This is a genomic window from Rhodococcus sp. OAS809, from assembly GCF_040546695.1.
GTDB classification, from domain to species: Bacteria; Actinomycetota; Actinomycetes; order Mycobacteriales; family Mycobacteriaceae; genus Rhodococcus_F; species Rhodococcus_F qingshengii.
The window spans coordinates 2,519,374-2,532,008 of the sequence record NZ_JBEPOI010000002.1 but is presented as its reverse complement, the minus strand read 5'-3'; the positions used below and the strand labels follow the sequence as shown (position 1 = coordinate 2,532,008).

The 12,635-nt window shown below is 62.6% G+C and carries 10 protein-coding genes and 1 pseudogene; 4 read left to right on the top strand and 7 right to left on the bottom strand.

All coding sequences use genetic code 11. The features are described 5' to 3' along the window. Positions 1-64: 64 nt before the first annotated feature. Complete coding sequence (locus tag ABIE52_RS14820; protein ID WP_003944324.1) at positions 65-766, top strand: PadR family transcriptional regulator; 702 nt, start codon at positions 65-67, stop codon at positions 764-766. Between the two features lies 1 nt (position 767). On the opposite strand, the gene ABIE52_RS14815 is transcribed toward ABIE52_RS14820, so the two are convergent. From ABIE52_RS14815 to ABIE52_RS14795, 5 genes are all read right to left on the bottom strand, one after another. Continuing rightward, the gene (locus tag ABIE52_RS14815; protein ID WP_007726735.1) at positions 768-1,550 is read right to left on the bottom strand and encodes an IclR family transcriptional regulator; all 783 of its coding nucleotides are present in this window, start codon (positions 1,548-1,550) and stop codon (positions 768-770) included. 230 nt (positions 1,551-1,780) lie between these two features. Further along, a complete protein-coding gene (gene bphC / locus ABIE52_RS14810; protein WP_007726736.1) occupies positions 1,781-2,692 on the bottom strand; it encodes a biphenyl-2,3-diol 1,2-dioxygenase in 912 nt (303 codons plus the stop codon). A 39-nt stretch (positions 2,693-2,731) separates the two neighbouring features. After that, the gene (locus ABIE52_RS14805; RefSeq protein WP_003944352.1) at positions 2,732-3,913 is read right to left on the bottom strand and encodes an acyl-CoA dehydrogenase family protein; all 1,182 of its coding nucleotides are present in this window, start codon (positions 3,911-3,913) and stop codon (positions 2,732-2,734) included. Between the two features lie 51 nt (positions 3,914-3,964). Then, positions 3,965-5,161, bottom strand: a complete 1,197-nt coding sequence (locus ABIE52_RS14800; RefSeq protein WP_058038551.1) for a 3-ketosteroid-9-alpha-monooxygenase, oxygenase component — start codon at positions 5,159-5,161, stop codon at positions 3,965-3,967. A 126-nt stretch (positions 5,162-5,287) separates the two neighbouring features. Further along, positions 5,288-5,833 (bottom strand): hypothetical protein, encoded by a 546-nt coding sequence (locus tag ABIE52_RS14795; RefSeq protein WP_003944299.1) that lies wholly within the window; start codon positions 5,831-5,833, stop codon positions 5,288-5,290. Between the two features lie 222 nt (positions 5,834-6,055). Between ABIE52_RS14795 and ABIE52_RS14790 the strand changes: the two genes are divergently transcribed. Further along, positions 6,056-7,630 carry an AMP-binding protein gene (locus tag ABIE52_RS14790; protein ID WP_039972740.1) on the top strand — a complete coding sequence of 525 codons (1,575 nt, stop codon included), beginning with the start codon at positions 6,056-6,058 and terminating at the stop codon, positions 7,628-7,630. Positions 7,631-7,654: 24 nt separating this feature from the next. Here ABIE52_RS14790 and ABIE52_RS14785 read toward each other — a convergent pair whose 3' ends face one another. Continuing rightward, positions 7,655-8,338 carry a response regulator gene (locus tag ABIE52_RS14785; protein WP_003944308.1) on the bottom strand — a complete coding sequence of 228 codons (684 nt, stop codon included), beginning with the start codon at positions 8,336-8,338 and terminating at the stop codon, positions 7,655-7,657. Continuing rightward, positions 8,335-9,987, bottom strand: coding sequence for a sensor histidine kinase (locus tag ABIE52_RS14780; protein WP_233272364.1), 1,653 nt, complete (start codon positions 9,985-9,987; stop codon positions 8,335-8,337). The genes ABIE52_RS14785 and ABIE52_RS14780 overlap by 4 nt, the downstream gene beginning before the upstream one ends. A 112-nt stretch (positions 9,988-10,099) precedes the next feature. Here ABIE52_RS14780 and ABIE52_RS14775 point away from each other — a divergent pair, with 112 nt between their 5' ends. Both ABIE52_RS14775 and ABIE52_RS14770 read left to right on the top strand, forming a co-directional pair. Continuing rightward, entirely contained in the window at positions 10,100-11,152 is a 1,053-nt protein-coding gene (locus ABIE52_RS14775; RefSeq protein WP_058038573.1) for a Bug family tripartite tricarboxylate transporter substrate binding protein, read from the top strand. A gap of 93 nt (positions 11,153-11,245) precedes the next feature. Next, positions 11,246-12,633, top strand: a pseudogene (locus ABIE52_RS14770) (CitMHS family transporter). Positions 12,634-12,635 lie beyond the last annotated feature (2 nt).

The following is a 12,635-nucleotide window of genomic DNA, read 5'->3' as shown; positions in this document are numbered from 1 at the left end:
CGCTCAGCGGTCCGTTCGGATTCTACGAAACCAGCAAATGACCAGTGATTGTTAGACTTCGGGCATGTCCGAACCTGATGACGTGTCCCGAGGACTTCCCGCTACCAGCTGGGCAGTGCTCGGGATGCTGACGTTCGGGGAGGAGCTGACCGGAAACGATTTGAAGAAGTGGGCTGACTGGAGTGTCGGCTTCTTCTATTGGAGCCCGTCCATCAGCCAGGTGTACGCAGAACTGAAGAAGCTCGAAAGCATCGGGTTCGTGGAGTCCCGGGTCGTCTCCGAACCAGGGGTGCGAGGCAAGCGCCTTTACTCCATTACTCAGTCAGGAACCGACGCCGTCCGGACGTGGTCACGGGAGGCACCGGTGGAAGTTCCGGTGCTCAAGCACGGTGTGATGTTGCGTCTGTGGATGGGACACCTCAACGAGCCCGAGCGACTGAAGGCGCTGGTGGAAGCCCACATCGCCAATGTCGAAGAGCAGATTCGACGCGCGAAACTCCACGCAGATCATGCCGAGAACGAGCCGGCCTGGTCGTTCCCGGTCATGACGTTGCGATGGTCGGAACGGTACTTCCGAGCCGAGATCGAACTTGCTCGCGAACTGCTCGACGACATCGATCGTGCGACCGCCGAGTTCGCGAACGTCGCCGAGCACGACCGACTGGGATCACCGTTGCCCTCGACGCCTGGCAAATGGAAGAACGTCGAGGAGTACGTGTTGGCGCTCGAGCAAGCCGGGCTCACCGGCAACGGTTCGAGTATCTGAGTCAGGCCCCGGCTGCGGTCGGCATGTTGCGCAGCAGATGACGACGTTGCAAAGTCGGAGTGACGCTCAGCGATCCGCCGTCGATGCCTCGCCAAATGGCAGCGGCCGCCATACGGACCGGCGCTGCGCTGACGTGGTCGAGGCGGAGGGCCTTCGACGGCGCGCAGATGGATACCGCGGCGACGGCGCGGCCGATGGGGCCGATCGGTGCCGCAAGACAGCTGAATCCCGGTAGGCCGTTTCCGGATTCGAAGGCCACCCCGGACTCGCGGATTCTGGCGAGGTGGGGCAGTGCGTAGCCCGAGGACTTCGGCGAACCGAACGCGAGCAGTGCCTGACCGATCGCAGTGGTCTCGGCGCGGCGTCGACCACCGACACGCGTCGGCACTGCGGCGGCGAGGCGTCCGCCGATCTTCTCCATGTAGACCACATCGGGCCCGTCGAGGATGCCGAGGTGAACCACGAATCCGGTGACTCGGTAGAGCTCATGGAGAAGGGGCATGGCTGCAGCGTGGAGGCGGTCCTGATGAACCGCGAGCGATCCCAGTTCGACGAGGCGCATACCGAGTTCGTAGTCACGGCCGTCGCGACGCAGCCAACGCATCGAGACGAGACGTTCGAGCATGCGGTGGGCAGACGAGCGGGGAAGGCCCGTGCTCCGAACGACTTGAGCGAGCGTCAACCTGCCGGGACCGTCGAAGGCGTCGAGAACCAGCGAGACGCGATCGAGAATTGCTGTCGGGGCCGAATCGGCGCCTAAAGCATCCACAGCCTGCAGTGTCATCGTGTACCTCACTTCTCTTAGAGCTCCACAACCAGTGAACTGGCTATTTCAATTAGAAATAGTGTCATAGAGTTACGGATTTGTGAAGTGGATCACCGGTCTGTTTTCGGGCGCGTCGCGGTGGAAATGACGAGGGGGTTTGCGCGAATGCTCGCGCAAACCCCCTCGTCGTTTAACTACTGGCAGGTATTACATCGCCACCGGCAGGTATTGATCGCCACCGGCGGGTACTACATAGCTGCCAGTGGTTCGCTTCCGGACCAGTCGTGGCCCCAGTAGCTGTCAGCGGTGATCTCCTCGGAGGAGTACGAGTCCTGATCCACCCTCGCGCCCTCGGTGCCGAACTCGATGTCCCAGCCGCCAGGTGCGCGGACGTAGAAGGAGATCATCTTGTCGTTGGTGTGACGACCCAGGGTCGACGACACGGAGAATCCGTCCTTCATCACGCGGTCGAGTGCCTGGCCGACGGCGTCGAGGGTGTCTACCTCGACCATGATGTGAATCAGGCCGGGTGCGCCGCCGTGCGGTGCCGGGCACAGGGCCAAGCTGTGGTGACGCTCGTTGACGCCCATGAAACGGATTCGCAGCGGCCCGAATTCAGGCGGGGCCGGCAGGCGGAAGGCGCCGCGCGGGTAGAAGCCGAGCACCTCGGTGTAGAAGTCGAAGCTCGCAGCACTGTCCATGACGGGGAGTACGACGTGGCCGAGACCCTGTGAGCCGGTGACGAATCGAGCGCCGAAGGGCGTCACCACGGGGCTGTGGTCGAGGATCGCTCCGTGGAAGACCTCGATGGCTGCTCCGCCGGGATCGGTGAAGGCGATGACCTCTTCGACCCGTCGAGCATCTGCTTCGGCGAGCGAAAGCTGCTCGACCTCGGTGCCGTTCTTTTCGAGTGCTTCTTGAACGCGGCGCAGTGCGGCGTGGTCGGCGACCTCCCAACCGATGTTGACGATCTCGTCGCGCTCACCCTCGACGACGACGATGCGAGCAGCACGCTCGTCGAGTCGTAGGTAGAGCGCGTTCTCGTCCGGCCCACTGCCCTTGGCGAAGCCGAGAACGTCGAAAGCGAAAGTGCGCCAACGTGCCATGTCGTTGGTCGAGATCTTGACGTAGCCAAGTCCCTTGATGTCAGTGCGTGTCATCGTGTCTTTTTCCTGTCGATTTCTTGTGTCGAAGTCTGATCAGATCATCGCCCGCAGCGGACCCTGCGGGTCTGCGCCGAGACGGCTCAGTGATGCGGCGTGGAAAACGGTGCTCGGCACGTGAATTGCGTGATGCTGTCCAGCATGAGCATCGCGCCAGAATCGCTGAAGCGGCTTGTCCATCCGCAATGCGTTGCCACCGCAGCGTGGGTAGACCTGATCGATTGCGTTGACGGCGCGCCAGGCGGCCTGTACCTGAGTCTGACGTCCCTCCGCGCGCTGCTCGAAGGTCACTTCCTTGCCAGCGTCCACTCGATCCCACATGCGGTCGACGTTGGCAAGCAGGGTGTCGCGCGCAGCCCGGATGTCGGCGGTTGCCTGACCGATGGCGAACAAGGTGTACGGGTCGTCCTTGATCGCCGTGCCCTGCGCGTTGATGCGATCGGCTTGGTACTCGTTGGCGTGGAAGAGCATTCCCTCGCAGATGCCGATCGTGGCGGCGGTGATTCCGAGGGGGAAAATGTTCGACCACGGCATGAGGTACAGCGTCTCGGTGCGCCCGTACTTGCGCACTGCCGTGCCGTCGATGACCTCGTCGCAGTCCATGACGCGGTAATCGGGGACATACGCATCCTTGACTACGAGATCCTTGGAGCCGGTGCCGCGAAGTCCCATGACATCCCACGAGTCTTCGATGATCTCGTAGTCGGTGCGCGGAATGATCACATGGAGCATGCGCGGCGGCATCTCCATGTTGCCGTCCTTGTCACACGCCATCGCGCCGAGGAATGCCCAGTCGCAATGGTCGGTACCGGAGGAGAACTGCCAGCGACCGGAGAACTTGTAGCCGCCGTCGGTGGGGATACACATTCCGCCGGGCATGTACGGCGATGCCATCCAGGTGTCGGGATCGGATCCCCAGATCTCCTGCTGCACCTTGGGATCCGCGAACGCGAGTTGCCACGGGTGAACTCCGACGATCCCGTGGACCCAGCCGGCCGACGGGTTCAGTGAAGCCATCCGCATGACGGTTTCGGCGAATTCGCGCGGATGCGCCTCCATGCCGCCATGTTCCTTGGGCTGCAGCATGCGGATGGAACCGATTGCCTTCATCTTCTTGGCGGTGTCGTCGGCCACCCGGCCGATCCGCTCGGCCTCGATGCCTTCGGCGAAGATGTCGTCGGCCATCGCGTTGATCTGTTCGAGCACTTCGTACGTCATGTTGTTCCTTGCATCCAGTCTGTTTGTCTCAGCAGTGTTTTCGACTGCGGATCAGGAGGTTGTCTCGAGTGCCTGGGCGTCGCGTGCGGCAACGTTTTCGGCGACTTCCCGCTTCCAGCTCTCCACTGCGCGGGTGGTGTCGATCTCGAATTCGAAGCGCTTCGTCATGTCTTCCGTGACATTCTCGACGTCGGTGTAGAACTGGTTGTACCAGCGACGCAACTGGTAAACCGGGCCGTCCTCCTCGGAGAGCAGGGGGTTGTCGATCGGAGCTTTGTTCTTCCAGATCTCCACGTCCTGAAGGAATCCCATCTCGACGCCCTCGGTGAACTGCGCGGCCATCGCGGCAGTGGACTCGTCGTCCATACCGGGTAGCTTCTTGACCATCGCGCCGTACTGCAGGACGAACGCATTGTTCGAGATCGGGTAGTGGCAGTTGATCAGGACGGTCTCGATGATCTGCCCGTTGGCTTCGCTCTTGATCCAGTCGATCATGTACGACGGTCCGAAATATGAAGCATCCGAACGGAGCACAGCGTTGGGATCGCCGTAGTTGGTGCCGCTGATGACGTCCTCACGTCCCACCGATTCCATGTACTGGCTCGCGACATGACCTTCGAAGATGTTCTTGAAGTACTTGGGGAACGAGTAGTGAACGTAGAAGAAGTGGGCCATGTCCACGACGTTGTCCACGATTTCGCGGCAATGAGAGCCTTCGATGGTGAGCGTGTTCCAGCTCCAGGCGCTCCACTCATCGCTTCCGAAGCCCTCGATGTCGGGGATCGTGACCTCGGCGGGCGGGGGATTTCCCTGGGGATCGTGCCAGACGAACAGCTGACCGTTCTTCTCGAGAGTGATCCATGCCCGCGTCTTGGCCAGCGGCGGAACGCGTCGTGCGTAGGGGATCGCCGTACATTTTCCGTTACCGCCCCAACGCCAGTCGTGGAACGGGCAGGCGATCGAATCGCCCTTGACGGTTCCGTGAGCGAGGTTGCCACCCATGTGGCGGCAGTATGCGTCGAGAATCTTGATGTCGCCCTTGCTGTCGGCGAAGACGACAAGGCTGGTGCCGAATGCCTCGATCTGGTGGGGCTGACCGTCGCGATAGGTATTGCTCAGTCCGAGGCAGTGCCATCCACGTGCGAACCGTGCGGGAGGCGCTGCCGCTTCGATTTCTCGAATTTCCTCGCCGGCGCCCGTCTGCGTCGGGGTGTCCGTAGTGGTGAGTGGGCCGGTTCCGAGTGCCATGTCTTCCTCCGAGCCGCGTCTTGCGACGCTCCAGTGATGTGATCCGTCTCATACAACGACGAAGCGTCCGCTGGAGATACGGCAGTTCCCGCTGGATGGAACGCCTACTCGGTGACCTGCAGAGATTCAGCTCGCGAGTGTCGCCACATCGTCGATCGCGTAAGTCGCCCAGGCCCGGGCAGTGACGACCCCAGCGGGATCGGTGGCGACCAGAGCTACGTCGGCCACGCTCTCGTGGTCCTTCTCGTACGTCGCGAGCACTGTCACGGAGCAGTGCAGATCTGTTCCCGTGGAAGTCGCGGTGCAACGTCCGCGGAAGCGTCGTAGTGACGCCGAGCCGTAACGACGAGCAGCGAAATCAGCAAGGGCGGCAACGGAATCGGTTCCGGTGCCCGCTGTCGGGGCTTCCCGGACGAAGACCTCGGCCACCAGATGCCCGGTCTGGTCGTGGTATTCGGTGATCCGCTCGAGTGTCGAACTCAGCGCCCTCACGGATCCGGTGAGCAGTGCGCCGGGATCGGGGCGTCCGAAGAACACGACGTCCTGCTCGACGACGGCCCCGTCGGGTGCCGAGCGCACGGTGCCGTACAACGAGTCGAAATCGGAGAGGAGCGTGGTGGCAGTACGCGGAGCAGTTGCCGTGAAGTGGGCGGTACCGAGGTTGGTAGTCATGACACTCTCCGTTGGACGCGACCGAGACGCTGTCGTCTCGGTGGGTACATCGACGCTAACCACCGCTCTCGCGGGTGACGACGGGCTTCCCGCTGATCGGGAGCATTCTCGGATTCGATCGAAGAGGTGGAACCTGTTCCAGTTTTGTGCAATTCTGGATATCGTATCCGTGACCGGGAGCACATCTCGATGACTGCACGCGCCGAGCAGAAGGAAGACCAGATGACAGACGAGTTCGCTGACCTGCACCGACCGGTATACGGTCCGGACCTGCTCATCACCGCTCTGGAACGCAATCACGACAAGCCCGCGCTGTACCTCGGCGACGTGATCCTCACCGGCGGTCAGATGCGCGATCAGATCAGCTGCTTCGCCCAGGCGCTCGCGTCTTTGGGAATCACTCAGGGCACCAGCACCGCGATGCTGTCGAAGAATCGCCCCGAGGTTCTGATCAGTATGGGCGCGACCATGATCACCGGCTGCCGGGCGAGCGCCTTGAACCCGATGGGATCGCTCGACGACCACAAGTACATCGTCGACGACGCCGAGATCGAGACGCTGATCTTCGATCCCAATGCCTTCGAAGAGCGCGCCGCCGAGTTGAAGGCGTCGTCACCCTCGTTGACCAACGTGCTCTCGATGGGGCCGTCCGAGGTGGGAATCGACATCCTCGCGCTGGCTGCCACGTTCGAGCCCGCGCCGCTGAAGGCAGCGCACGTCGACGCCGAAGACGCCAGCAGCATGGTGTACACCGGTGGAACGACCGGCAAGCCCAAAGGTGTTGTCGGATCCTTCCGTTCGGGTGCTGCGCTCAATCAGATCCAGATGTCGGAGTGGCAGTGGCCCGAGGACAACCGCTTCCTCATCTGCACGCCACTCTCACACGCAGGTGCAGCGTTCTTCATCCCGACCTTGCTGCGCGGCGGTGCGTTGATCGTCCTGCCTGCCTTCGAGCCAGGTGCTGTGCTCGAAGCGATCGAGAAGCACAAGATCACGGCAACCATGTTGGTGCCCACCATGATCTACATGCTCATGGACCACCCCGATCTGCCCAAGCGGGACGTCTCGAGTTTGCAGACGCTGTTTTACGGAGCGTCCGCGATGTCTCCCGCCAGATTGCAGGAGGGCATCAAGAAGTTCGGTCAGATCTTCTTCCAGTTCTACGGTCAGACCGAGTGCGGCATGACTATTTCGGTGCTGCGCAAGGAAGAACACCTCGCCGACGATCCGGCCCGCCTCGCCACGTGTGGGCGTCCGGTGCCGTGGCTCGACGTCCGGTTGCTCGACGACGACCTCAACGAGGTGCCGCAGGGAGAACTCGGTGAGATCTGCGTCCGTGGCCCGCTGATCATGAAGGGCTACTGGAAGAAGCCGGCCGAAACCGCCGAGGCGTTCCGGGGTGGTTGGCTGCACACCGGCGACATCGCGCGCAAGGACAAGGACGGGTTCATGTCCATCGTCGATCGCAAGAAGGACATGATCGTGACCGGTGGTTTCAACGTGTTCCCCCGCGAAATCGAAGACGTGATCTCGGCGCATCCGTCCGTCGCGTCGGTGGCGGTAGTCGGTGTGCCGGACGACAAGTGGGGCGAAGCCGTCAAGGCCTGTGTCGTACTTCGTGCCGGACTGACCGTCGACACCGAGGAACTGGTCGACAAGGTGAAGGCAGCCAAGGGTTCGGTTCACGCTCCCAAGAGCATCGACTTCGTGGAATCACTCCCGCTGACACCGCTGGGCAAGCTGGACAAGAAGGCGCTGCGCGCGCGGTACTGGGAGACCAGCGCCCGCGCGGTCTAGGAACCAGCGTCGTGTAGCGAAGGGTCAGCGTTTCCAGACGTAACGACGTTCCGGGCGGCCCACCACTCCGTATTTCAGCGAAGTGGTGGACCGCCCGGTTTCGTAGAGGTATTCGAGGTAGCGCCTCGCGCTCGCGCGTGAGATGCCGACCCTCTCGGAAATGTCTGTGGCCGAGGCGGGTTCGGTTTCGTCTCGTAGTGCTGCCTCGACCAGCTGAAGGGTCTCAGGACTGAGTCCTTTCGGTAGACCCTTGAGGGACGACGCCGTTGTCGCGCCACCTGCCACGCCGAAAGCCTCGTCCACCGCCTCCTGTTCTGCTTCGCCGGAGCTGTCGAGGTTTGCGTATGTCGATCGGTAACGCTCGAGACGCTCACGGAGAACCTCGAACGTGAAGGGCTTCATCAGGTAATGCACGACGCCGCTGCGCAGCGCTTTCTTGACCGAGCCGGCCTCGCGCTCACTAGTGATGACAAGAACATCCAGCTCCGGTGCCAGCTCGCGAAACGGGGCGATCAGATCGAGTCCGGTGGTGCCAGGCAGGTGGACGTCGAGAAGCACCAGGTCGGGTTGCAACTCACCGACTGCGGCCAGCGCGGTCTCGGCCGAATGGGCAACGCCGCACACTTCGAAACCGTCTATCCGTGAGACGAATCCGCTGTGCACCTTCGCCACCATGAAGTCGTCGTCGACCACCAGTACCCGGATCATGCGCCCTCTCCGTCGTGTAGGACCGCGCTGAAGACAGTCCACTCGATGTCCTCTGCCGAACGAGTGCTCACGGTGACGTCGCCGCCCCGCCGACGACACGTCAGGCGCACCAGCGCCAAACCGAAACCGTGTCCGTCGCTCGATTGTCCCTTGGTGCTCCAACCCTGGCCGAACACCCTGTCGCGATTCTCCGGCGCGATACCGGGGCCGGCGTCCTCGACCCGCACTTCGACCGCTGTGCCACGGCCCCGAATCGACAACCGAACCTTGCGGCGCGCGGCTTCCGGCATCTCACCGACGGCGTCGATGGCATTGTCGACGAGGTTTCCGACCACTGTCACGAGATCTCGTCCGAGTCTGCGGTCCACCGGTTCCAGATGCGTGTCCGCCGCCAGCTCGACCGTGACCAACCCCTGTGCAGCAGCACCTATCTTGGCGATCACGAGTGCGGCGGTGCCGACGTCGGCGATCTTCTCGGTCACGGTCGCGCTGACCTGCGCGCGCTCCATGGTCAGACCCTCGACGTAGCCGACCACCTCGTCGTATTCGCCGAGCTGGATGAGGCCGGAGATGGTGTGCAGTTGATTGTCGAACTCGTGGATGTGGGCGCGTAGTGCGTCGGTGCTGGTTTTGGTCACGTCGAGTTCTTCTTCCACGGAGCGCAATTCGGTGCGGTCGCGGAAAGTGGTGACCGACCCGATGGTGCGGCCTTTCGATTCGATCAAGACGGTGTTGAGGACGAGCAGGCGATCGCCGACAAGAACCAACTGATCGGATTCGGTTGTGCCGGAGGTCAGTACACTCTGGAGGCGGTCGTCGAGACCGAGGTCCCGCACCGATCTACCGGCGCTGCCGCGTGGGATGTCGAGGAGTTGGTGGGCACTGTCGCTCATCAGCACCACCTTTCCCTGCGCGTCGAATGCGATGACGCCTTCCTTGAGACCGCGCAGCATTGCTTCACGTTGGCGAACCAGGTCCAGGATCTCGCCGGCTTCCATGCCGAGGGTTTGCCGTTTTACCCTGCGGGCCAACAGGATCGACCCGACGCCGCCGAGAAGGGATGCCACCGCGAGGTATACCAGGAGATTCGGTGCAGACTGCAGCAGCCGTGTCCAGATCGAGGGGTACTCGATGCCGACGATCGCGGTTCCGGTAATCGCTCCTTCGCTGCCGAGAATCGGAACGTGCGCCTCCACGGCCTTGCCGGAGGGCGTGTCGACCAAACCCGTCCACGACCGATCCTCCGTCTGACGTGCGTCGATGCCGACATCACCGGGACGCGTCGAAATGACGACACTGCCGTCGGCGTCGGCAAGCGAGACGTAGGTGACGCCCGAGATGGCGCGTACCGAGTCGACCGAACCTTGTAGTCCGGAGCGGAGGCGGGTCTGCGCCTGGGGGAGTAGCTCGCGTACTGCCGGATTGGCTGCGAGCGATTCCGCTGCCGAGAGTGCGCGACGTCCCTCCTCGCGTTGGAAACTCGCGGACGACTGCGCGAGGGAGAGGGCGGTGACGCACACGAGAACTGCAACGACGATCAGAAGTTGCAGTTCGAGAAGTTGTGTCGCCAGAGTGTGCCGGCGGCGAAACAGCCGGGCAAACAGAGACGACTTGCTCTCTCGCTCCGCCTGCTCGTTTCCTGAGGACACCAGCCAGACCCTAGCCTTCAGTTCGATGCCGGGAAAGCGGCCGTTCGTGAGCACAATGAGCACAAATCAATTTGCTTTCCCAATGGTGACCCCAGTCACAAAGTGCGTCAGTATGAAACCTGTTCACACATCGGTACCGGCAGACAAGGACGAAGCCATGAGCACATCGAAGCGGCTGAGCAGGCATATCGCCCTGCTCGGTGCCTGCGCGATGACTCTCGTGCTCTCGACCGGATGCACTCCGGTCGAGTCCTTCTTCGCCGGTGGCCGAGCGGGTGAGAGTTCCGAAGAACTGCGCGTGCTGGTGCCCTCGGTGGCCGGTGGTGGTTACGACCTGACCGCCCGGACCATGGTGCAAGCACTGGCCGACGAAGGGACCGTCGACGCCGACGTCGTTGTGCTGCCCGGATCGGGTGGCATCGTCGGACTCAACCGGTTGGCTCTCGAAAGCGGGAATCCCGACCTACTCATGGTCATGGGGCTCGGAGTTCTCGGTTCGCTCGAGATACTGCCGTCCGAGCACACACTTGCCGACGTGACACCGATTGCGAGACTCGTCGAAGAACCGGAAGCGCTACTGGTTCCAGCAGATTCACCGTACAAAACTCTCGCCGATCTGACGCAGGCCTGGGTGGCGGATCCGTCGTCGATCTCGATCGGCGGTGGTTCGAGTGAAGGTGGACCGGACGGGTTGTTCCGCCTTCTGTTCGCACGGGCGGTCGGCGTCGATCCGTCGCGCTCCCCGTACCGCATCTACGACGGCGGCGGCGAACTGCTTCCCGCACTGCTCACGAGGCAGGTCGACGTAGCCGCCACCGGTATCGGTGAGTACCTCGATCAGATTGCGGCAGGCACGGTTCGGGTCCTTGCGGTCAGTTCGCCGGCCCGTACCCCGGCGGTGGATGCGCCCACGATGGCGGAGTCTGGCGTCGACGTCACGTTCACCAATTGGCGGGGTCTCATGGCGCCGCCGGGCCTGACGGACGATCAGCGTCAGCACTTGCAGAATTTGGTGCGGGATCTGGCGGCAAGCCCGCGCTGGAACGAGCTGTCTCGCCGAAACGGTTGGAACAGTGCAGTTCTCACCGAACCCGAGTTCTCCGCATTCCTCACCGATCAATCCCGGTTCGTCGACGCAACACTCGATCCGCCCGGCATCAACTGAGCACTACCGAAGTTTCGTTTCACCTCCACGAAGGTCACCGGCTCGATTTGCCGTGCCGTTTTTCTCGGCAATTCAGCACTAAAGGAGTTCATCATGCTCGTCACACTCGGCTTCCTCATGGTTGCGGTGTTCATGTTCCTGATTCTCACCAAACGCGCGACCCCGGTGGTGGGACTGACTCTGGTTCCGGTGGCCTTCGGACTACTTGCCGGGGCCGGCCTCGGAATCGGCGACATGATCACCGACGGCATCAAGTCGCTCGCACCCACCGCGGCGCTGTTGTTCTTCGCGATCATCTTCTTCGGAATCATGATCGACGTCGGCCTCTTCGATCCGCTGGTCAAGCTCATCCTGCGGATGGTGCGAGACGATCCGATGAGGCTCGAGTGGTCGGAACCGCAGTGCTCGCGATGGTGGTCTCGCTGGACGGAGACGGTTCGACGACCTTCATCATCGTGACCTCGGCGCTGCTTCCGCTCTACCTCAAACTCGGTGTCAGTCCCGTCGTTCTGACGGTGATCGCCGGCCTGTCCAACGCGACGATGAACATCATTCCGTGGGGCGGCCCGACCGTCCGGGCCGCGAGCGCGCTGGGACTCTCACCCTCCGACGTGTTCGTGCCGATGGTGCCGTCGTTGATCGTCGGCCTGATCATGGTGCTCGGATTCGCGATTCACCTCGGGATCATGGAGCGCCGCAGGATCGGGACTTTGGTCCTGACTTCTGAGCGCATCCTCGAAAAGGTCGGAAACGGTGGAAGTTCCAGCACCGGTAGCGCCGGCACCGGCGGCTCGAACGACTCCGAGGACGACGGCGGCGACACCGGACGATTCATCGACGGCCTCGACCCCAAGCGGGACACCTTGCGGCCGAAATTGCTCTGGTTCAACGCTGCGCTGACGACGATCCTTCTCGTCGTACTCGTGATGGACATCCTGCCCATCCCGGTGCTGTTCATGATCGCGTCGTCGATCGCCCTCGCGGTGAACTTCCCGGCGGTCAAGGATCAGGGTGAAGCAATCGCACGCCATTCGTCGAGCATCGTCTCGGTGGTCGCGATGGTGCTGGCAGCAGCGGTGCTGACCGGCGTTTTCCAGGGAACCGGCATGGTCGAGGCGATGGCAGAGTGGCTGCTGCAGGTCATCCCCGACGCGATGGGCCCGCACCTCGCCGTCATCACGGGCGTCCTGAGTATCCCGCTCACGTTCTTCATGACCAACGACGCGTTCTACTTCGGTGTGCTGCCGGTGCTGTCCGAGACTGCAGCGCAGTACGGCATCGAGCCGGTGGAGATGGCGCGCGCCTCGATCACCGGGCAGGCCGTGCACATGCAGAGCCCGCTGGTCCCGGCGATCCTGCTACTGGTCACACTCGCCGGTGTTTCTCTGGCGGATCACCACAAGAAGGTTCTGTGGCGAGCGGGCCTGATCTCGATCACGATGCTCGTGGTCGGCGTCGGATTGGGGCAGATCCCCTTCTGAGC